The 21,634-nt window shown below is 72.7% G+C and carries 15 protein-coding genes; 4 read left to right on the top strand and 11 right to left on the bottom strand.

The features are described from left to right. Positions 1 to 72 precede the first annotated feature (72 nt). The 5 genes from ACIRB7_RS30960 to ACIRB7_RS30940 all read right to left on the bottom strand — a co-directional run bounded on the left by ACIRB7_RS30960 (position 73) and on the right by ACIRB7_RS30940 (position 8,518). Entirely contained in the window at positions 73 to 2,046 is a 1,974-nt protein-coding gene (locus ACIRB7_RS30960) for an ATP-dependent DNA helicase (RefSeq protein ID WP_403605249.1), read from the bottom strand. 50 nt (positions 2,047 to 2,096) lie between these two features. Continuing rightward, the gene (locus tag ACIRB7_RS30955) at positions 2,097 to 3,977 is read right to left on the bottom strand and encodes an IucA/IucC family protein (protein ID WP_403605246.1); all 1,881 of its coding nucleotides are present in this window, start codon (positions 3,975 to 3,977) and stop codon (positions 2,097 to 2,099) included. A 61-nt stretch (positions 3,978 to 4,038) separates the two neighbouring features. After that, positions 4,039 to 4,725 carry a GNAT family N-acetyltransferase gene (locus tag ACIRB7_RS30950; protein WP_403605243.1) on the bottom strand — a complete coding sequence of 229 codons (687 nt, stop codon included), beginning with the start codon at positions 4,723 to 4,725 and terminating at the stop codon, positions 4,039 to 4,041. 54 nt (positions 4,726 to 4,779) lie between these two features. Beyond that, positions 4,780 to 6,915 carry an IucA/IucC family protein gene (locus tag ACIRB7_RS30945; protein ID WP_403605240.1) on the bottom strand — a complete coding sequence of 712 codons (2,136 nt, stop codon included), beginning with the start codon at positions 6,913 to 6,915 and terminating at the stop codon, positions 4,780 to 4,782. 37 nt (positions 6,916 to 6,952) lie between these two features. Further along, the gene (locus ACIRB7_RS30940; RefSeq protein ID WP_403605237.1) at positions 6,953 to 8,518 is read right to left on the bottom strand and encodes a diaminobutyrate--2-oxoglutarate transaminase family protein; all 1,566 of its coding nucleotides are present in this window, start codon (positions 8,516 to 8,518) and stop codon (positions 6,953 to 6,955) included. 320 nt (positions 8,519 to 8,838) lie between these two features. On the opposite strand from ACIRB7_RS30940, the gene ACIRB7_RS30935 reads away from it, so the two are divergent. Together ACIRB7_RS30935 and ACIRB7_RS30930 are read left to right on the top strand one after the other, a co-directional pair. Further along, the gene (locus ACIRB7_RS30935) at positions 8,839 to 10,017 is read left to right on the top strand and encodes a trypsin-like serine peptidase (RefSeq protein ID WP_403605234.1); all 1,179 of its coding nucleotides are present in this window, start codon (positions 8,839 to 8,841) and stop codon (positions 10,015 to 10,017) included. 179 nt (positions 10,018 to 10,196) lie between these two features. Then, entirely contained in the window at positions 10,197 to 11,375 is a 1,179-nt protein-coding gene (locus ACIRB7_RS30930; RefSeq protein WP_403605231.1) for a trypsin-like serine peptidase, read from the top strand. Between the two features lie 106 nt (positions 11,376 to 11,481). On the opposite strand, the gene hflX is transcribed toward ACIRB7_RS30930, so the two are convergent. From hflX to miaA, 6 genes are all read right to left on the bottom strand, one after another. After that, positions 11,482 to 12,975, bottom strand: a complete 1,494-nt coding sequence (hflX, locus tag ACIRB7_RS30925) for a GTPase HflX (protein WP_403605228.1) — start codon at positions 12,973 to 12,975, stop codon at positions 11,482 to 11,484. A 160-nt stretch (positions 12,976 to 13,135) separates the two neighbouring features. Beyond that, positions 13,136 to 14,626 carry a M1 family metallopeptidase gene (locus ACIRB7_RS30920; protein ID WP_403605225.1) on the bottom strand — a complete coding sequence of 497 codons (1,491 nt, stop codon included), beginning with the start codon at positions 14,624 to 14,626 and terminating at the stop codon, positions 13,136 to 13,138. Positions 14,627 to 14,799: 173 nt separating this feature from the next. Further along, entirely contained in the window at positions 14,800 to 17,874 is a 3,075-nt protein-coding gene (locus ACIRB7_RS30915; RefSeq protein ID WP_403605222.1) for an HD domain-containing protein, read from the bottom strand. Between the two features lie 196 nt (positions 17,875 to 18,070). Continuing rightward, positions 18,071 to 18,940, bottom strand: coding sequence for a diaminopimelate epimerase (gene dapF / locus ACIRB7_RS30910; protein ID WP_403605219.1), 870 nt, complete (start codon positions 18,938 to 18,940; stop codon positions 18,071 to 18,073). A 103-nt stretch (positions 18,941 to 19,043) separates the two neighbouring features. Then, positions 19,044 to 19,598 (bottom strand): hypothetical protein, encoded by a 555-nt coding sequence (locus tag ACIRB7_RS30905; protein WP_403605490.1) that lies wholly within the window; start codon positions 19,596 to 19,598, stop codon positions 19,044 to 19,046. A 109-nt stretch (positions 19,599 to 19,707) separates the two neighbouring features. Next, positions 19,708 to 20,646, bottom strand: coding sequence for a tRNA (adenosine(37)-N6)-dimethylallyltransferase MiaA (miaA, locus tag ACIRB7_RS30900; protein ID WP_403605216.1), 939 nt, complete (start codon positions 20,644 to 20,646; stop codon positions 19,708 to 19,710). Between the two features lie 178 nt (positions 20,647 to 20,824). Here miaA and ACIRB7_RS30895 point away from each other — a divergent pair, with 178 nt between their 5' ends. Then, positions 20,825 to 21,124: a hypothetical protein gene (locus tag ACIRB7_RS30895; protein ID WP_403605213.1), complete on the top strand. Its 300-nt coding sequence runs from the start codon at positions 20,825 to 20,827 to the stop codon at positions 21,122 to 21,124. A 68-nt stretch (positions 21,125 to 21,192) separates the two neighbouring features. Continuing rightward, complete coding sequence (locus tag ACIRB7_RS30890) at positions 21,193 to 21,591, top strand: antitoxin (protein WP_403605210.1); 399 nt, start codon at positions 21,193 to 21,195, stop codon at positions 21,589 to 21,591. Positions 21,592 to 21,634 lie beyond the last annotated feature (43 nt).

The raw sequence follows: 21,634 nt of genomic DNA, 5'->3' as shown, positions 1-21,634 counted from the left end.
CGCCGGTCCCGGGGCCCTGCCGTGTCCGGCGGGGGCCCGGAAGCACGGCCCGAGCCCCGGTGGGGGTAAACGTCAGGTACCTGCGGCCTGCGACGCGGCGTCGATGGCCGCGAGCGACTTCCGGACCTGATTGCGGTCGGTCGTGTACCAGAAGTCCGGCAGCGAGGCCTTCAGATAGCTGCCGTACCTGGCCGTCGCCAGCCGTGGGTCGAGGACGGCCACCACACCCCGGTCTCCCGTCGCCCGCACCAGCCGGCCGGCGCCCTGAGCCATCAGCAGGGCCGCGTGGGTCGCCGCGACCGCCATGAAGCCGTTGCCACCGGCCTCCTCGACGGCCTTCTGACGGGCGCTCATCAGCGGGTCGTCCGGCCGCGGGAACGGGATCTTGTCCATCACGACCAGCTGACAGCTGGCTCCTGGGACGTCCACGCCCTGCCAGAGCGACAGCGTCCCGAACAGACATGTCTTGGGGTCGGCCGCGAAGTTCTTGATCAACTCGCCCAGTGTGTCCTCGCCCTGGAGCAGGATCGGCAGCTCCGGGATCCGGATCCGCAGCTCCTCCGCGGCCTGCTGCGCCGCGCGCATGGACGAGAACAGTCCGAGGGTCCGTCCGCCGGCCGACTGCATCAGCTCGGTCAGCTCGTCCAGCATGTCGCCGCGGTCCCCGTCGCGGGCGGGACGGGAGAGGTGCTTCGCGACGTAGAGAATGCCCTGCTTGGGGTAGTCGAACGGGGAGCCGACGTCGATGCCCTTCCAGACGGGCAGGTCGTCGCCCTTGGTGCCCTCGGGAGAAAGCCCGAGAGAGGCGCCGACCCCGTTGAAGTCGCCGCCCAGCTTGAGCGTGGCCGAGGCCAGGACCACGGACCGCTCCGTGAACAGCTTCTCCCGCAGCAGCCCCGAGACGGACAGCGGCGCGACCCGCACCGAGGCTCCGAAGCGGTCGTGCCGCTCGTACCAGACGACGTCCCACTCCGAACCCTGCGTGATCCGCTCCGCGACGCCGTGGACGCTTTCCACCGAGGCCATGGCCTGCTTGCGTACGGCGTCCTCGTCCTGCACAGACCGGTCGCGGGTGGAACCCAAGGCCGAGATCACCGCGCGGGCCGCGTCCCGCAACGCCATCAGGGCGTACGCGAGGTCTTCCGGAATCTCCTCCAGGCGCCCCGGCAGAGCCAGCTCCATGACCCGCTCGAACCCCTCGGCGGCGGTCTGCAGCTGGTCGGCGACCTTCTCGTCGACGAGCTTCGCGGACCGGCGCACGGCGCGGTTGACCTGGCCGGGAGTGAGCTCGCCCGTGGCCACCCCGGTGACCCGGGAGACCAGCTCGTGCGCCTCGTCGACGATCAGCACCTCGTGCTGCGGGAGCACCGGGGCGCCCTCGATGGCGTCGATGGCGAGCAGGGCGTGGTTGGTGACGACGACGTCGGCGAGCTTGGCACGCTCACGCGCCGCCTCGGCGAAGCACTCCGCCCCGTACGCGCATTTGCTCGCGCCGAGGCACTCCCGGGAGGAGACCGAGACCTGGGCCCAGGCCTTGTCGGAGACGCCCGGGGTCAGATCGTCCCGGTCGCCGGTCTCCGTCTCGTCCGACCAGTCCCGGAGCCGCATCAGGTCCTGGCCCAGCTTGCTCGTGGGGGCCGCCGCCTCGAAGGGGTCGAAGAGGCCGTCCTCCTCGTCCTGCGGGACTCCTTCATGGAGCCGGTGCAGGCACAGGTAGTTCGACCGGCCCTTGAGCATGGCGAACTGCGGGCGGCGCCGCAGCTGCGGATGCAGTGCGTCGACCGTCCGCGGAAGGTCGCGCTCGACGAGCTGGCGCTGCAGCGCCAGGGTGGCCGTGGCCACCACCACCCGCTCTCCCTGCGCCAGTGCCGGCACCAGGTAGCCGAGGGACTTGCCCGTGCCGGTGCCGGCCTGGACGAGGAGGTGGGAGTTGTCTTCGATGGCCTCGGCCACGGCCTCGGCCATGGTGACCTGGCCGGGCCGCTCCGTGCCGCCGACAGCGGTGACGGCGGCGTGGAGGAGGTCGGGGAGGGATGGCTTCGTCATAGCCCTTCCAGCCTACGGGGCGCCACTGACAGCCACGGCACGCGCGCGCCCTACGCGAGCGGGTTGGGGACGGTCCCGTGGACGGCCGCGTGGGGGCGCTCGGGGCGGTCCCGGTAGCCGTCCAGGTGCAGACGGTTCCGGTTGAGGCAGAGCCGCTCGATCCGGGGGGTGAGGAGGTCGAAGAGCTCGAACCGTTCCTTCAGCTCGGGGAAGCGCGTCTGGTGGCGGATGATCTCCGATCGGACGAGGGCCCAGAATTCTTCCTCGGGCACGTCGAGTTGCTCCTCGCAGAGCGGTGCCAGGTAGCGGAAGACGCCGACGAAGAGCCCCGAATGGATGAACTGGACGAGAAAGCCGGGTTCTTCGGTCAGAAGGACGGCGCGCACGTCGTCCGGCAGCGTGTCGTGCTCGGGAAGCGGCTGGGCGCTGATGTTCACGTCGTCGACGAAGTCCTTGATCGCCAGACGTACCGGAACGTCCTCGCCGTCGTAGACGACGATGGCGTTCTCGCCGTGCGGGGAGAAGACCGTGCCGTATCGGTAGAGGAAGTGCAGCAGTGGGGGCAGCAGGGCCCCGAAGAGGTGCTGGAGCCAGACGGCGGGGGCGAGTCCGGAGCGTTCGACGAGTTCCGCGACGAAGGCCCGTCCGTCGGGGTCCGTGTGGAGCAGGGAGGCCAGCGTACGGGCCCGCTCGCCCGGGGGCAGCCGGAGCGGTTCGCGCCAGATCGCGCCGAGGAGTTCCTTGTACTGGTACGGGACTTCGGGCAGCCGGTCGTACAGGGGGTGCTCGACCGTGACGGATGCGACCTCGCCGAGGAGCACCACTCCGCACTCGTCCCGCAGGAACGGATCGGCGTCGCGCAGGCCGTGGACCCAGGCGGTGACGGCCGGGGCGGCGAGGGTCCGTTCGGTGGGCAGGCCGCGCCAGACGAGGGTGTTGAGCACCGACAGCGGAAGTTTGACGGTGTGCCGGCCGGGGCTGCTGGTGTTGAGGAAGGTACGGACCGACTGCTGGGGAAGTCGGAGGTCGCCGTCGGTTCCGAGCGGGACGACGATTCCGGCGGCGACGGCCGGGGCGTAGAGGGGCAGCAGGATCTCGTCCCACTGCCAGGGGTGGACGGGCAGCAGCAGGTAGCCGTCCGGTTGGTGGCCGCGGGCGGTCAGCTCGGCGCGGAAGGCGGCGTGGACCTCGGGGTCGAGCTCCTGGGCGTAGAGGCGGTCCGGGGTCTCGAGGCCGGTCACGCCTCGGTAGGCGGCGATGCGGTTGCTGACGGCGATCCAGGGCAGCCGGGTGGCGCGTCGGGCCTCGGGGGCCCAGCGGGCGGCATCGGTGGCGGAGAAGCCGATGCGCCCCTTGTTGAGGACGAGCCAGGGGTGGCCGGTCTGGTGGCCTTCGAGTTCCGCGTAGGAGAGGTCGGCGAGGCGGGCGGCGGTGAGCGCCGTGTGGTCGAGACGGGCGTCGGCGGCGAGGGTGGCGGAGAGCTCGCGGATGAGATGGCCGAGAGTGGCGCCGTCGAGCTGGAGCAGTCGGCGGGCGCGGACCAGGAAGTCGAGGGGGTCGGTCATGGGCCGCCCCTCGTGGGTGAGGGAGCCGGGGGCGATGTACCAGCTGCCGTAGGCGCCGCGGCGGGCGCGGAAGGTGAGGGTGGAGCCGTCGTCGAGCCGCAGGGCGTGGCTGTCGGGTGCGCCGTCGGCCGCGGGGACGGGTTCGACGATCTCCTCGTAGGCGAACTCGGCGAGGGCCTTGGTGAGGAGGCGGGTCGAGGCCCGGGTCCAGGCTGCGGCGTTCAGCTCGGGGGGCGCTAGCAGCTCGGGGGGCGCGAGCAGGTCGGGGGGCGCGAGCAGGTCGGGTGCGGGCGCCGGTCCGCCCGTGGGGGACGGGGAAGGCGCTGTGGAGTGAGCGGAGTCGTGGGGTGCAGGGGACGTCGACACGAGGACTCCTCGGGGTGGGAACCGCTGTGGGCCGAGCGGTGTATAGAAGACAGAGGGTTGTTCACAGAACGTGACGGAGGGCGCGGTCACGCATCATGAGCGCCGCTCGTTTGTCGGGGAGGTCGACTTCCGCCGCGTAGCGGAAGCCGCCGCTGAGGAAGGCCGAGACGGAGGGGGTGTTACGGATGTCGGGTTCGGCGACGACGCGTGTGCATCGGGGACGGTGGTCGAGGACGAGATCGGCGACGGCGCGCAGAAGGGTGGTGCCCACGCCGCGGCCCCGGTCGGTGACGCCTCCGATCAGTAGATGGATACCGGTGTCGTGGGGGCGCGCCGGATAGTGCCGGGCGAGCGGGTCCAGGTCGGCGCGGTAGATCTCGAAGTAGCTCATGGGCGTGGCGTCGAGCACGCCGAGGCAGGGGACGCTGCGGCCGTCGCCTTCGATCTGGGAACGGAGGTGCTCGGCGGTCACGGTCTCGGGTCCGGCGAGTTCCCAGAAGGCGGCGACGGCGGGGTCGTTCATCCATCGGGTGAGGAGTGGCAGGTCCCTGTCGAGTCGTACGGGGACGAGCCGGAAGGTGCCGACAGGGGTATCGGCCGGGTTCCAGGAAGCGATGGAGTCCAGTAGGTCGCCGTCGAGGACCTCGGCGTCGAGGTGACCGCCTTCGAGGAGGGCGACGAGGTCGTCGAGCCTCAGGTCGAGCGTGTCGTCGCCGGGCGGGTCGGCCGGTGGGCGGGTGGGTGACACGGTGTCGCTCTCCTCTCGGCGGTGCGGTCGGGGCGTGGGCCTCGGTGGGCGGGCTCAGGGGCGGAGGGGGTTGGTGACGGTGACGTAGACGGACTGGGTGTCGACGGGGCCGACGAGTTCGTCCATGCCGTGGAGTCGGGTGAGGAGGTTGGCCTTGCTGCGCAGGGTCGCGGCTTCGAGGAGCCGGTGTGGCAGGGGTGAGCCCAGGCTGGTGGCGGAGGTGAGGAAACTGCGGAAGGCGGCGAGCAGGACGCGTTCGTCGGCGAGGTGCTGGGAGCCGAACGCGCCGATCAGACCGAGGACGTTGTTGATGCCGAGGTAGTAGGCGAAGCGCTCGTCGGTGACCTGGTCGGAGACGAAGGTGTCGCTGTCGGCGCCGATGCCGGGGAGACGGCTCTCCAGCTCTCCCCGGTGGGACTCGCGGAAGTAGTAGCCCTGATTGTCGCGGTAGCGGCCGCCGACGGGCCAGCCGTCGGGGTCGAGGAGTACCAGGGTGTTCTGCTGGTGGGCTTCCAGGGCGATGCCGGCGTGTCCGTCGAGCCAGAGGATCGGGCGGACGACGTGGTCGAGGTAGCGGAGGAACCACTCGGCGGAGACGGCCGTGAGGGGGCGGCCGGTGCGGGCGGCGAGCCGGCCGATGACGTCGGCGAGGCGGGAGTGCATGGTGGTGGCCCCGAGCCAGGGGCGGGGGGTGGTGAGGGAGGCGATGCAGACGGCGTCGTCGCCGGGACCGAAGGGGTTGTGGCGGATCATGACGTCGAGTCCGGGGACGGGGGTGCCGTCCTGGGTGTCGACGCCGAGCCAGGCGGGGTCGCGGACGATGTCGAAGCCCGGGTAGGCGGCCTGCCACTCGTCGACGAGGCCGGTGCGGAGCAGTCGGTGGACCTCGACGCCCCGGTGGAGTTCCTTGCGGAGGTTCTCGCGGCGGGAGTTGGTGATCCGTAGGCCGAGGGAGAGTTTCAGCATGGCCCGTGCGCCGGGGCGGTGCACGGTACGGACGGAGGAGGTGGGGTGCCAGGGGCTGCCGTGGAGACCGAGGTCGTGGAGAAGCCCGGCGTCGAGAAGGGCGTGGATGTCGGGGCGGTGCAGGAGTTCGCGGGCCTGCCAGGGGTGCAGGGGCAGGGGTGCGGTGCCGGCGGGGAGCGTGAGCCCTTCGGCGAGGCCGGTGGCGAGTTGCTCCGCGGTGACGGGACGGCCCTGTTCGGTCCAGGCGGAGTCCGAGGCCAGGACGAAGGGGTCGACGGCGAACCAGTGGAGCGGGAAGGAGCCGTGCAGTTCGGGTGAGTAGAGCCGGGCCTCCGCCTCGGAGAGGCCTTCGCGGCTCTTGGGAGTGGGGTGGAGGGGGTGGCCGAGCAGCAGGGACTGTTCGGCGGCGAGGAAGAGGTCGGCGTCCGGGTGCGGCTGGGGCCGGTGGCGGCGCTCGATGAGGAAGTCGGCGGTGCGGCGGGCCGAGTCGGCGACCCTGCCGACGAGTTCGGTGCCCTCGGGGCGACCGGTCTCCCGGCTCAGCAGGGCCGCCACGGTCACGGCGTCGACGGTCGGAGCCGTGGCCGGGAGTCCTTCGAGGGCGGGGGCGCCGAAGCGGTGCCAGCCGGTGGGCGACCAGTAGCGGACGGGGACGAGGAGGGCGGTGCCGCTGGCGTCGAGGGCGATGCGCAGGGTGGTGGAGCCGGGGGCGGGCAGGTTCTTCTCCCGGACCCAGCAGCGGAGCAGGTTCTCGATGGTGGCCGCGTCGGCGGCGCGCTGCGGGTCCGGGTCGTCCAGCGGGTCGGCGACGGTGACCGGGCGGTGCGGCCGGGTGTCGTGCGGACCGGTGTGCTGGCGCGGGACGGTGGCGTCGGCGCCGACGGACCCGTAGGTGCCGGGCGTGGGGGCGCCGGGCCTGGGGGCGCTGGACCCGTCGGTGCCGGGCCCGTCGGTGCCGGGCGTGGGGGCGCCTGGCCTGGGGGCGCCGGACCCGTCGGTGCTGGACCCGTCAGTGCCGGACCCGTCGGTGCCGGGCGAGGTGGAGGCGGGCCCGTCAGTGCCGGGCGGGGTGGAGGCGGGCCCGTCAGTGCCGGGCGGGGTGGGGCCGGGCCTGGCGGTGATGGGACTCTCGGTGCCGGGCGGGGGCGTAGCGGGGGCGGTGGTGTCGCGGAGGGTGCGGGGGGCCTCGGTCTCGGGCGCCGGGGAGGGGGGCGTGGCGTTCACGGGGGCTTCCTTGGGGTGGGGCCGGGGGCGGTCCGGGTCAGTGGGACGGCCCGGGGGCGGTCCGGGGGGCCGTGGCCCGGCGGACGGCGGGCAGCTGGGGGGTGTGGGCCCGTTCGGCCGCGGCCAGGGCGTCGGCGAAGCGGTCCAGGACGGCGGTGGCCTGCTCGTCGGTGAGGGTGAGCGGGGGCAGGAGCCGGACCACCGCGGAGTGGCGGCCGCCGAGTTCGACGATGAGTCCGCGGGCGAGGCACTCCTGCTGGACGGCGAGGGCCAGGGCGGGGGCGGCGGGCGGGACGGGGTCGTCGGGGCCCGCCGCGTCGGGGTCGACGAGTTCGACGCCGATCATCAGGCCCCGGCCGCGGACGTCGCCGACGCAGGGGTGGGCGGCGGCGAGGCCACGTAGCCGGCCCAGGATGCGGGCGCCGAGGATGCCGGCCCGCTCGGCGAGTTTGTTCTCGCGGACGTACGCGAGGGTGGCCGTGCCCGCGGCCATGGCGAGCTGGTTGCCGCGGAAGGTGCCCGCGTGGGCGCCGGGTTCCCAGGCGTCGAGCTCGGATCTGTAGACGATGACGGCGAGGGGAAGGGAGCCGCCGATGGCCTTGGAGAGCACCATCACGTCGGGCACGACGCCGCTGTGTTCGACGGCCCAGAAGGCGCCGGTGCGGCCGACGCCGGTCTGGACCTCGTCGACGACGAGCGGGATGGAGCGGTCGGCGGTGATCCGGCGCATCCGGCGCAGCCAGTCGTCGGGCGCGGGGATGACCCCGCCTTCGCCCTGGACGGCCTCGACGATCATTCCGGCGGGGGCAGGGACACCGCTCTTGGGGTCGTCGAGGAGGCTCTCGGTCCAGCGGGCGGCCAGTTGGGCGCCGCGGGCGCCGCCGACGCCGAAGGGGCAACGGTACTGCTGGGGGTAGGGCAGCCGGGTGACGCGGACGTCGGTCGCGCCGCCCGAGGCGGCGAGGGCACCGGCCGTCATGCCGTGGTACGCGCCGGTGAAGGCGAGCAGGCCGCTGCGGCCGGTGGCGGTGCGGACGAGCTTGAGGGCCGCCTCGACGGCGTCCGTGCCCGCGGGGCCGCAGAACTGGATACGGGCGTTGTCGGCGAGTTCACCCGGGAGGGTGGCGAACAGTTCGGAGGTGAAGGCGTCCTTGACCGGGGTCGCCAGGTCGAGCACGTGCAGCGGGGCGCCCGAGTCGAGGACCTTCTTGATGGCTTCCAGGACGACGGGGTGGTTGTGCCCGAGGGCGAGGGTCCCGGCGCCGGAGAGACAGTCGAGATAGCGGCGGCCGTCGGCGCCCTCGATGGTCAGCCCCCGGGCCCGTACCGGGACGATGGGCAGGGAGCGGGCGTAGGTACGGGCCGCGGATTCGCGCAGGGACTGCCGGCGCAGGATCGCCTCATATCCGCCACTGCCCTGGTCCGGAACTCCGTGGTCCGGGGTGCCTCGGACCGTCGGGTCGTACGCCCCGGTGCCCGGCGCTCCACTGCCGCGCGCTCCGGTGCCGGGCGGTCCGGGCTGTGCGCCGGCGGGCCCGTCGGGTGTCCGGGTCTGGGTCCGCGCGGCCGGTGGGACGGCCGGAGCTGATTCGGTCACGGCCACGGCTCGGTGTCCTCCCGCTGTAACGGTTGCGTTGCACATCGGGGCGTCGTGGAGCCGCCGCAAGGGCCGCCCTCGGCACCACCGTTGTGTCCCCCGTACGTACCAACGACGCGAACTGCCGGGGATCACGGGCCGGAGCCAAGAACTTGGCGTGTCCCGGATCACGGGACGGCAACAGCCGAACGTTGACCGGAACCGCCGACCGGCCGCGTGCCGTCCCCTCCGGCACCGGCATAGTGGGGGCCGTCGGTCGCTGTCCGTGGGGGCACGGCCGCTGTTCGTCCATGCACAAGTTGACGTAGTCCCAGGGGGATCACGAGATGCGATCGATTCGTCCGCTGCTGACGGTGGCTTCCGCCGTCGCGGCGCTGACGCTCACCGCCACGGCCTGCGGGCCGAGCGAGGAGAACGCGGGAGACAAGCCCAGCGCGCCCGCGACCGCCCAGAACCCGGCCGACAAGATCAAGATTCCGGAGGACCTGAAGGGCCGTCTGAAGGAGCACGGGATCGACGTCGACAAGTGGCGCGACGGCGAGTGGAAGAACTGGGACCGCGACAAGTGGCTGCGTGAGGCCAAGGACTTCGTCAACCCGATCATCGAGGACCTCTGGGACCCGGACCGGATGCGGGACGCCGAGCGCCCCGACCAGCCGGTCGAGGAGGAGGACATCTCGGGTGACGAGGGCGTGACCGACCCGACGCCGGACCCGGTGCGGGCGAAGGCCGTGGCGCCGAAGTACCACGCCAACGCCCCGGAGTCCGGGAAGGTCTTCTTCGACGGCCCCGAGGGCTCGATGGTCTGCTCGGCCACGGTCGTGAAGGACCCCGCGCACCCGGGCAAGTCCAACATGGTGTGGACGGCCGGCCACTGCGTGCACAAGGGCAAGAAGGGCGGCTGGTACCGCAACATCGCCTTCGTGCCCTCCTACAACGACGCCGCGCTGTCGACCGCCGACCTCGAGAAGGCGACGCGGGAGCAGATCGCTCCGTACGGCGTGTGGTGGGCGGACTGGGTCAAGACCTCCGACCAGTGGATCGCCCAGGGCGCGTCCACCGGCGGTGCGGGTGCCCCCTACGACTTCGCGGTCATCCAGGTGACTCCGGAGAAGGGCGGCTCGGACAAGTCCCTTGAGGAGACGGTCGGTTCGGCGCTTCCGGTGGACTTCACCGCGCCGGCGGTGCCGAAGATCGCGAGCCTGGAGGCGACCGGTTACCCGGCGGCGCCGCCGTTCGACGGCCAGAAGATGTTCCAGTGCGAGGACAAGCCGGGCCGGCTGTCGCTGAAGGCGGAGCAGCCGACGATGTACCGCATCGGCTGCACCATGACCGGCGGTTCGTCCGGTGGCGGCTGGGTCGGCCAGGGCCGTGACGGTAAGCCGGCGCTGGTGTCGAACACCTCGATCGGCCCCGCGTCGGCGGGCTGGCTCGCCGGTCCGCGCCTCGGCCCCGAGGCGAAGGCCATCTTCGACGCGGTCAGCAAGAAGTACGCCGGGCAGTAGCGCCCGGTCGACTGGAGGCGGGGTCCACGGGCCCCGCCTCCCCCGCGTCCGGTCCGCCGGCCCGACCGGCATACTGTGCACCGCAAGTGACGCGTCCATGGCAACGTCAAGGCGACAACACGCCACATGAGAACGTGGCCGGTCCCGGACGCGGAATCATCTCAGGGGGAATTCACCACATGCGTTCCGTACGACTCCTGCCGGCCGCCCTCGGCCTGGTCACCGCGCTCGCGCTGACCGCCACCGCCTGCGGTCCCACCGAGACCCCGGCCGCGGACAAGCCGGCCGCCGGAGCCAGCAGCTCCGCACCGGCCACCGACGGCGGGGGAACCGACAGCGGGGGCACCGACCTCCCCAAGGACCTCGCCGACAAGCTCAAGAAGCACGGCGTCGACCCGGACAGGTGGAAGGACGGCGAATGGAAGAACTGGGACACGAAGACCTGGCTCCGTGAGGCCGAGGACTTCGTCAACCCGGTGATCGAGGGACTCTGGGACCCGGCGCGTATGCAGTCGGCGAAGAGCCCGGACCAGACGATCACCACGCAGGCCGGAGGCGGCAGCGACCCCACGCCCCGCACCGTCAGGGCGCAGCGCGAGAAGACGCCGTACCACCGCAACGCGGCCCCGGTCGGAAAGATCTTCTTCGACTCGCCGCAGGGGCACATGGTCTGCTCCGGCACGATCGTGAAGGACCCGCGCCGGCCCGGGAAGTCCAACCTGGTCTGGACGGCCGGCCACTGCGTCCACGCGGGCAAGAAGGGCGGCTGGTACCGCAACATCACCTTCGTCCCTGCCTTCAACGACCTGGGCAAGTCCCCGGCCGCGCTCAACAACGCGAAGCCGCACGAGGTGTACCCGTACGGCCAGTACTGGGCCGACTGGGCCGTGACCTCGGGTGAGTGGATCAAGTCCGGCGGGTCCAACCAGGCCTGGCCGTACGACTACGCCGTGCTGCACGTGAAGCCGCAGCGGGGCGGCAAGTCCCTGGAGGAGACCGTCGGCGCCGCTCTGCCGGTCGACTTCTCCGCTCCGGCCCCCGCGAGTGCGGGGACGGTGGGCGTCTGGGGCTACCCGGCGGCGCCGCCGTACAACGGCATGATCATGCACAAGTGCCTCGACCGGGCGAGCAGGTACATCACGGCCCCGGCCACGCCGACGATGTACCGGATCGGTTGCACGATGACCGCTGGTTCCTCGGGCGGCGGCTGGTTCCGCGTCATGTCGAACGGCAAGACGGCGCTCGTGTCGAACACCTCGATCGGCCCGGCCGGCGGCAACGGCTGGCTCGCCGGACCGCAGTTGGGCCGAGGCGCCAAGTCGGCCCACGAGATGGTCAGCAAGAAGTTCGCCCGCTGACCCTGGGCAAGAAGCCCTGCGGCAAGCCGTACGCACCATGACTGAGGGCGCTGCCCCCCCTTCCCTCACGGGAGGGGGGCAGCGCCCTCGGTCGTTCAGCCGTGGGTCAGTGCGCGGCGGGAACGTACGGCGCGAGCATCGCCGCCAGCTCCTCGTGCACCCGGGCCTTGAGCAGGGTGCCCTCCGGGGTGTGCTCCTCGGACTCGACCTCGCCCTCGGCGTGCACCCGCGAGACGAGTCCGCCCTGCGTGTACGGCACGAGGGCTTCGAGCTCGACCTGCGGTCGGGGAAGCTCGGAGTCGATGAGCGCGAGCAGCTCCTCGATGCCCTGGCCCGATCGGGCCGAGACCACGATGGAGTGCTTCTCCATCCGCAGCAGACGCTGGAGCACCAGCGGGTCCGCCGCGTCCGCCTTGTTGACGACGACGATCTCCTTGACGTTCACCGCGCCGACGTCCCGGAAGACCTCGCGCACGGCGGCCAGCTGCTCCTCCGGGGCGGGGTGCGAGCCGTCCACCACGTGCAGGATGAGGTCGGACTCGCCGACCTCCTCCATGGTGGAACGGAACGCCTCGACCAGGTGGTGCGGCAGGTGCCGGACGAAGCCGACGGTGTCGGCCAGGGTGTAGACCCGGCCGGTGGGCGTCTCGGCCCGGCGTACGGTCGGGTCGAGCGTGGCGAACAGCGAGTTCTCCACGAGCACGCCCGCGCCGGTGAGGCGGTTGAGCAGGGAGGACTTGCCCGCGTTGGTGTAACCGGCGATGGCGACCGACGGCACCTTGTTACGGCGGCGCTCCTGCCGCTTGATGTCGCGGCCGGTCTTCATCTCCGCGATCTCCCGGCGCATCTTCGCCATCTTCTCGCGGATACGACGCCGGTCGGTCTCGATCTTGGTCTCACCGGGACCACGCGTGGCCATACCGCCACCGCCGCCGCCACCCATCTGCCGGGAGAGCGACTGACCCCAGCCGCGCAGGCGCGGCAGCATGTACTGCATCTGCGCGAGCGCGACCTGCGCCTTGCCCTCTCGGGACTTGGCGTGCTGGGCGAAGATGTCGAGGATCAGGGCGGTCCGGTCGACCACCTTGACCTTGACGACGTCTTCGAGGGCGATGAGCTGGCCGGGGCTGAGCTCGCCGTCGCAGACGACGGTGTCGGCTCCGGTCTCGACCACGATGTCGCGCAGTTCGCGCGCCTTGCCGGAACCGATGAAGGTCGCCGGGTCCGGCTTGTCACGGCGCTGGATCACGCCGTCGAGCACGAGGGCGCCCGCCGTCTCGGCGAGGGCCGCGAGTTCCGCGAGGGAGTTCTCCGCGTCCTGGACGGTCCCCGAGGTCCACACACCGACCAGCACGACGCGCTCGAGGCGCAGCTGGCGGTACTCGACCTCGGTGACGTCCTCGAGCTCGGTGGAGAGTCCGACGACACGGCGGAGTGCCGCGCGCTCGGAGCGGTCGAACTGGTCGCCGTCCCGCTCTCCGTCGATCTCGTGGCTCCAGGCGACGTCCTCTTCCATCAGGGCATCGGCCCGAAGGCTCTCGGTTCGGCTCGTCTCCGCGAAGCTCTGCTCGTCCTGGGAAGGGGAAGAAGAGGAGGTCATTTGATCCTTACGTCGATTGCTTCACATCGATTGCCTCGATGAAGCGATGAGTCTTATGCCGTGGCAACGCGTGAGGCCGCCGGAAGATTCCCGGGACCGTCGGCCGCGTCGCCGACCGGACGATGACGATGACGATGGTGACACGGCCCCACCGGGCCCGTCATCCGGGTTTCGGGGCGGTCCTCGCGGCCCCGGCCGGGCGGCTGCGCCAGTCCGGGTGCCCGGGCATCGCCGGGGTCTTCGCCTCGTACAGCCAGGCGCGGAGGAAGGCGGTGAGGTCCCGTCCCGCGACCTCGGAGGCCAGGGCGATGAAGTCGGCGGTCGTGGCGGTGCCGTCGCGGTGGGCGGCGACCCAGCGGCGCTCCACGCTGCGGAAGGCCTCGGTGCCGATCTCCTGGCGGAGCGCGTAGAGGACCAGGGCGCTGCCGTCGTAGACGACGGGCCGGAAGAGGCTGATCTTGTGCGTGGGCGAGGGGGGCTTGGGGGCCGCCGGGGGGCCGCCGTCGGCGCGCCACCCGTCCGAGGCTGCGTAGGCGGCCTTCATACGCGTCTCCAGGGACTTATCGGCGGTCTCCTCGGCGTACAACGCCTCGTACCAGCTCGCATGCCCCTCGTTGAGCCACAGGTCGGACCAGGTCCGGGGCGAGACGCTGTTGCCGAACCACTGGTGGGCCAGCTCGTGCACCATGATCGAGTCGACGTACCACTCCGGGTAGGCCGGCTCGGTGAAGAGGCCGCGCTCGAAGAGCGAGAGGGTCTGGGTCTCCAGCTCGAAGCCCGTTCGGGCGTCCGCGACGAGCACCCCGTACGTCTCGAAGGGGTACGGGCCGACCTGCCGCTCCATCCACTCCAGATGCCCGGGTGTCCGGCGCAGCCAGGGCTCCATCAGCTTCCGGTCGGCGGTGGGCACCACGTCCCGTACGGGCAGGCCGTGGGGCCCGGTCCGGTGCACGACCGTGGAGCGGCCGATGGAGACCTGCGCGAGCTCGGTGGCCATGGGATGGCGGGTGCCGTACGTCCAGGTGGTGGTGGCGCCCCGGGTGACACGGCCGGTGGGGAGCCCGTTGGCGACGGCGGTGAGCTCGCTGGGGGCCGTGATCCGGAAGGTGAAGTACGCCTTGTCCGCCGGGTGGTCGTTCGAGGGGAAGACCCGGTGGGCGGCGTCGGCCTGGTTGGCCATGGCGAGGCCGTCGCCGGTACGGACCCAGCCGCCGGTGTCGGCGGGGCCGCTGGGGTCGCTGGTGTGGGTGACGGTGATCTCGATCGGCTCGCCCGCGTCGATCGGCTCGGCGGGGGTGACGACCAGGTCCTCACCGCGGGTGGTGTAAGCGGCGGGCAGGTCGTCGACGGTGACGGCGGAGACCGTGCCGTGGGTGAAGTCGAGGTTGAGCCGTTCCAGGTCGTCGGTGGCGCGCGCGTCGATCCGGGTCACGGCGGCCAGCGGTTCGGTATTGGCCCCCGGGTAGGTGAGAGCGATGTCGTACGCGAGGACGTCGTAGCCGGGGTTGCCGAGGTGCGGGAAGAGCGGGTCCCCGATGCCGAGGGGAGCCGGGGCGGGCAGGGCGGCGGCGACGAGCCCCGCCGAGGCGGCGACCAGGACGGCGGAGCGGAGCCACCGCGGACGGCGCAGGGGTGTTCGGACGAGCGGCATGGGCCAGGCCTTTCCGGAGGACTGGCCCTACGGCTACCAGGGCTGCGCCCGCTCCCCTGTGCGGCGCGCTCGCCTGCCACCCGAAGGGGGTCACGCGGGGGCCCGGGGGATGGGGGGGATGGGACGCGGGTCGGGTCGGGCACCGGCGCGTGCGCGGGGCGCTGGTACGGCGGTCAGGTCCGGCGTCGTTGCGGGGACGGGCGATGGCGGGCGCGGGTCACGTCGTACACCCCTGGTACGTCCCGCATCGCCCGCATCAGGGCGGCGAGCCGGGCCACATCGGGCAGGTGGAGGGTGTACGTGTGGCGGACCCGCTGCTCGCTGGGCGGCTCGACGGTCGCGGAGACGACGGCGGCCCCGGCGACGGCGATGGCCTCGGTCAGGTCGGCGAGGAGGCCGGGCCGGCCGAAGGACTCCGCTACCAGGGTGACCTTGCCCTGCGCCGTGTCGCCCCAGCGGACGGCGACGGGGTCGCGGCCCAGCCTGCGCATGGTGTCGACGGCCCCGCAGCCCGCGCGGTGGACGGTGACCGACCCTCCGCGCACCCGGAAGCCGGTGATCTCGTCCGGCGGTACGGGGGTGCAGCAGCCCGCGGGGCGGACGGTCGCGCGGGGCTCCCCCTCCAGGTCGGCGTGGAGCTCCGCGCCGTCGCGGCGGTCGGCGGTGAGGTCGGCGGGCGGGCGGGGGCCGGTGGCGGGGGCAGGGGGCGCGGTGTTCTCCGGGTGCGCCTGGAGCCAGCGGGTGATCGCGATCCGGGCGGCGGGGGTACGCGCGTGGTCCAGCCACTCCGGGGACGGCCCGGACACGGCGTCCTGGGCGAGCAGCAACTGGACGGTGTCACCGTCTCCGAGGACGGTGCTCAGCGGCGCGAGGCGCCCGTTGACTCGGGCACCGAGGCAGGCGTGGGCGGCCTCGCCGTGCTGCGCGTAGGCGGCGTCCACGCAGCTGGCTCCGGCCGGCAGGCTGATCGTTCCGGGGGCGCTGCCGTCGGCCCGGAAGACGGTGATCTCGTCGTCCTCGGCGAGGTCGGCGCGGAGCGAGGTCCAGAACGTGTCGGGGTCGGGGGCCGCCTGCTGCCAGTCGAGAAGCCGGGAGAGCCAGCCGGGGCGGGTGGGGTCGACGCGCTCACCGTCCTCGACCGACCGGTCGGGGTCCTCGCACCGCTGCGCGGTGGAGTGCGGCGGAGGGGCGACGTCGGGCTGAGGGGCGGCCGCGGGGCGGGGGGTGGTGCCGGGGTGGGATGTGGGGCCGGGGTGGTCGGGGTGGCCGGGGGTGCCGGGGTGCCCAGGGGTGCCGGGGTGGCCGGGGGTGCCGGGACGGTCGGCGGGGGTGGGGTGGCGCGTCGCGCCGGACTGGTCTGAGGTTCCGGCCTGACGGGCGGCGCCCGACCGGTCGGCGGTGCCAGGGCCGTCGGCCGTGCCTGCCTGGCGCGTCGCGCCAGGCTGATCGGAGGTCCCGAGCCGACGGGTCGTATCGGGGAGGTCGGCGGCGGCTGAACCGTCGGCTGGGCCGGGCTGACGGTTCGCGCCGGGCGCATCGGACGTGCCGGCCAGACCGTCGACGCCCGGCCGGCCGGCGGCGCCGGGACCGTCGGCGGGGGCGGGCTGACGCGTCGCGCCGGACTTGTCGGACGTCCCGGCCAAGTCACCCGGCCGCTCGGCCGTACCGGAACCGTCGGCAGGGGCGGGCCGGCGCGTCGCGCCGGACTCGTCGGACGTCCCGGCCAAGTCGGCGGCACCCAGCCGGTCGACCATGCCTGAACCGTCGGCCGTATCGGGCTGACGCATCGTGCCCGGCGCGTCGGACGGCCCGGCCTGACGGGCGCCGGTGACTTGCCGGGCAGGGGTTCCGGGGCGGCTGGGCGGGCCGGAGCCGTCCGCCGGGCCGGGACGGTCGAACGTTCCGGGCTGGACCGTCGTGCCGCGTCGGTCCGAGGTGCCGGCACGGCTCGTGCCGCTCGTGCGGGTCGAGCTTCCCGGCTCGGTGTCGGGGGCGGGGCCGCCGGAGCCCAGGGCGCCCGGCCGGGTCGTGGTGCCCCCGTCCGCCGTGCCCGACGGCTGCCCGGTGGCCTCCTGGCCGACGTGCGGATTGCCCAGGGCGACGACTCCCGCCTCCGCGACCTTGTGCATCCGGTGGGTCCGGATGAGGACCTCGGCGACGGCGCCGTCCGGGGCGGCGATCGCGGTGTGCAGGGACTGGTAGAGGTTGAACTTGGGGGCCGCGATGAAGTCCTTGAACTCGGAGATCACCGGGGTGAAGCACGTGTGGAGCTCGCCGAGGACCGCGTAACAGTCCGCGTCCTCCGCGACCAGGACGAGAAGCCGTCCGAAGTCGCAGCCGCGCAGCTCGCCCCGCTTGAGGCGGACCCGGTGGACGGAGACGAAGTGCCGTGGGCGGACGACGACTTCGGCACCGATGCCCGCCTCGCGCAGGACCGCGGACACCTGTTCCGCGACGGCGCCCAATGCGTCACCGGCGTGCGGGTTGCCCGCGATGAGCGCGCGGGTGGTCTCGTACTCCTCGGGGTGGAGGATGGCGAAGACGAGATCCTCCAGCTCGGTCTTGAGCGCCTGGACCCCGAGCCGTTCGGCCAGCGGGATGAGGACGTCACGGGTGACCTTGGCGATCCTGGCCTGTTTCTCCGGCCGCATCACCCCGAGGGTGCGCATGTTGTGGAGCCGGTCGGCCAGCTTGATCGACATCACCCGGACGTCGTTACCGGTGGCGACCAGCATCTTGCGGAAGGTCTCGGGTTCCGCGGCGGCGCCGTAGTCGATCTTCTCCACCTTGGTGACGCCGTCGACGAGGTAGGCGACCTCGTCGCCGAACTCCCGGTGCACCTGATCGAGCGTCACCTCGGTGTCCTCGACCGTGTCGTGGAGGAGAGAGGCGGTCAAGGTGGTCGTCTCCGCGCCGAGTTCGGCGAGGATCAGGGTCACCGCCAGCGGATGGGTGATGTACGGCTCGCCGCTCTTGCGGAACTGGCCCCGGTGCGAGGACTCGGCGAGGACGTACGCCCGGCGCAGCACCGTGAGGTCGGCCTCGGGGTGGTGGGCGCGGTGCGCCTCGGCGACATGGCTGATGGCATCGGGCAGCCGGTCACGGGGCGCCGGTCCGGCGGTGGCGCCGAGCAGGGCGGCGCGGCCGAGCCGGCGGAGGTCGATCCTGGCGCGTCCGCGTCTGCGGACGGTCGCATCGGTGACGGCGGCTTCCGCCGCGCTCACAGGGTTGGTGGCCTCTGCGCTCATGGGGCACCTCCGGCAACGTCGACCGGCGGTGGGCGGGCCAGGCGTGCCCTGGGGGCCGGTGCTTGATGCTACCGACCCCACCACGCGGCGCAGTCGCCCTCTCGCTCAGCGTGAATCGGATCACCCATTCGAGCGACAAATCAGTCGTTGACTGTTTCGATTTCGTCGCTTCCTTCGAATCCGGCGATCTGGTCGCCTAGCCGAGCCAGGCCGGGTCCACCGTGCCCTCGGCGACGATCACGGCGGGTCCTGTCATGTCGATCCGGCCGTCGGGGTGCTCGGTGATCACCAGGGTCCCGCCGAGCACGTCGACGGTGTACGTCGCGGGGGTACCGCTCTCCGCCGGGTCGGCGCCGTCCCGGCGGGCGGTGGCGACGGCCACGGCGCACGCGCCCGTGCCGCAGGAGCGCGTCTCGGCCGCGCCGCGCTCGTGGACCCGCATGGCCACGTGACGGGGACCGCGGTCGGCGACGAACTCGATGTTCACCCCGTCCGGGTAGACCGCGGCGGGCTCGTACGGCGGCTCCGTGATCAGGCTGCCGGCGTGGTCGAGGTCCTCGACGAAGGCGACCGCGTGCGGATTGCCCATGTTCACGTTCCGCGCGGGCCAGCTGCGGCCGTCGACGGTCACGGTGACCCCGGCCTCGGGGAGGACCGCGCGGCCCATGGCGACGGTGACGGAGCCGTCCTTGTCCAGGTGGACGCGCTTGACCCCGCCGCGGGTGGCCACGGCCACCTCGCCCGTGGTGACGTGCCCGGCGTGCTCCAGGTAACGGGCGAAGACCCGGACCCCGTTCCCGCACATCTCGGCGACCGACCCGTCGGCGTTCCGGTAGTCCATGAACCACTCGGCCTCTTCGGCCATCTGCCGCGCCTCGGGGTGGGCGGCGCTGCGCACGACGTGCAGCAGCCCGTCGCCGCCGATGCCGGCCCGCCGGTCGCAGAGCCGCGCGACGACCGCGGGGGGCAGGTCGACGGCGTTCTCCGCGTCGGGGACGATCACGAAGTCGTTCTCGGTGCCGTGGCCCTTGAGGAAGGGGAGCGGCGAGGTCTGCGTGCTGGTCACGAGATCAACTGTACGGCGTGGCTCCGACAGGCGGCCCGGTCGTCCACAGGGCGGCCCGCATGAGACGCCCGCGCTGACCGGGGCGACAGTCGCGGTCCCGCGCTCAGCGCAGGCGGGCGACGCGCCAGACCGCGAGGGCGACCAGGGCCGCGATCGTCGACACGTACAGGGCGAGGTACCGCCAGTTCGGCCGCTCGCCCGAACCGCGCTGCGGGAGCCCCGGCCAGGTGTAGCCGACCTTGCGGGCGGCCATCATGCCCCAGCCCGCCGCGCACGAGCTGATCAGCAGCCCGAGCATGGCGAGGACGGCGCCGCCGTCCCCCGAACCGAAGGCGAGCGGGAAGGCGAACATCAGCGAGCCGACGGCGGCCAGACCCACGATCGGGGCGAGCTGCCAGATCCGCAGCCGGCGCTGCGGACGAAGCTCGACCTCGACCTCGTCGGCGTCCACCTCTACGGCGGTGCCCGCCATGTCGTCCGGGCCGTCCGGGGTCAGCCCCGGGGCGCCGACCGGGAGGCCGGTCGGCAGACTGACGGGGAGGCTGACCGGAAGATCGTCGTCCGCCGGACGACGACCCGGCGTGTCACCCGTCGAGTCACCCAACGGGTCCCCGAGAGCCGCTTCGTGCTGTTCTCTGTCGCGAGGGCCGGCCTCCATCGCCACGCGCCCTCCCCACTCGGAACTCCACTTGGTCGATCGATGCTCGATGATGGCACGCTCCTGACCGCCGGAATGCCGGGCAGGGCGTCCCGATGCCATCACGTGATCAGGCTGTAACCGCTCGTTCGACCAACGACAGCGCCTCTCCCGGGAGTTCCCCCCGGTGATCGACGGCCCCGCTGAGCCAGTGGACACGCGGGTCGCGGCGGAACCACGAGTCCTGCCGACGGGCGAAGCGCTTCGTCGCGCGCACGGTCTCCGCGCGCGCCTCGTCCTCGGTGCACTCCCCCGCGAGCGCCGCGAGTACCTGCTGGTAACCGAGTGCGCGGGCCGCCGTACGCCCCTCGCGCAACCCCCGCGCCTCCAGGGCGCGCACCTCGTCGACGAGGCCGGCCTCCCACATCCGGTCCACGCGCGTGGCGATGCGCTCGTCCAGCTCGGGACGGGCCACGTCGACGCCGATCTGAACCGTGTCGTAGACGGAGTCAGGCCCCGGCAGGTTGGCGGTGAAGGGCTTGCCGGTGATCTCGATCACCTCGAGGGCGCGGACGATGCGGCGCCCGTTGCTCGGCAGGATCGCGCGCGCCGCCTCGGGGTCGGAGTCGGCTAGCCGGGCGTGCAGGACGCCGGAGCCGCGCTCGTCGAGCTCGGCTTCGAGGCGGGCCCGGACGGTGGGGTCGGTGCCGGGGAACTCCAGGGCGTCGACGGCCCCGCGTACGTACAGCCCGGAACCGCCGACGAGGACGGGGGTGCGGCCGGCTGCGAGCAGCCGGTCGATCTCGGCGCGGGCGAGCCGCTGGTACTCGGCGACGCTGGCGGCCTCGGTCACGTCCCAGATGTCGAGGAGGTGGTGCGGGATGCCGCCGCGTTCCTCGGGCGTCAGTTTGGCGGTCCCGATGTCCATCCCCCGGTAGAGCTGCATCGAGTCTGCGTTGACGACCTCGCCCCCGAGCTGCTGGGCCAGGAATACACCCAGATCGGACTTTCCGGCCGCTGTGGGGCCGACGACGGCGATGACCCGCGGGGCGGGAGCTGCGCTTTTCACCGCCCCAGTCTCGCAAACCTCCCGGCCCGTCCCCGAATGAGCTACGTGACGGGCCCCATCCGGCTTCGTTGCCTGTTGCGAGGTTCCCGCCGCCGATCGCCACGGAACCCCTCCCATCCGAGTACGCTATGGAGTGAATATGGGCGTTTTTGCAGTGTTTCGCCGTAAGAAGAAGGATGTGGCAGCGGTCTCTCCGGAGTCGGAGGAAGCCGGGGCCGTCGCTCCGGCGGAGGACGGCGACGCGGAGTCCGGGACAGACGCTCCGGAGGCCGCGGCCGTGACCGGGCCGGTGGAGACGGACAGCGCGGTCGAGGTCGCGAACGCCGTCGAGAGCGCGGACGGTGCGGAAGACGCGGACGGCGTCGACGCGGAGGAGGCGGTGGCCGGAGCGGTCGCCGCGGAGGCCGTGGAGATCCCGAAGCAGCAGTCGGCCGAGGCCGCCGCGGACAACGAGGCGGGCGAAGGCGCTCGTCGCTAGGCCCCCGGGGTCCTGGGGGCAGGACACGCAACACGGGCCCCCGAGGGTCCGCGGAGGGAAGGTGCCCCATGGGTCTCCTGGATTCGCTGAAGGCCAAGCTCAGCCCGGCCAAGGACAAGGTCGCCGACCTCGCGCAGCAGCACGGGGAGAAGATCGACCACGGCCTGGACAAGGCGGCGAAACTGGTCGACGAGAAGACCAAGGGCAAGTACAGCGACAAGATCCAGTCCGGCACGGGCAAGGCCAAGGAAGCGCTGGACCGGATCGGTCACAAGGACGACGGCACGCCGGGAACCGGTGGCACCCCGGGGAACGACGCCACGCCGGGGAGCGGTGGTCCCGGAACCGGCGGTACGCCCGGGAGCGGCGGTCCTGGGAGCGGCGGTACGACCGGAACCGGTGGTACGCCCGGCACCGGCGGTACGTCCGGAACCGGTGGTACGACTCCGCCGCCGCCGACCTTCTGACGTCCGGCCTCACCCGACAGTCCCTCCGCACGGCGGACGGCCG

Origin of the sequence: Streptomyces sp. NPDC093795 (assembly GCF_044764665.1) — a bacterium.
Classification (GTDB): Bacteria; Actinomycetota; Actinomycetes; order Streptomycetales; family Streptomycetaceae; genus Streptomyces.
Note: the sequence above shows the minus strand (reverse complement) of the source record. Positions and strands in the feature narration are given on the sequence as shown.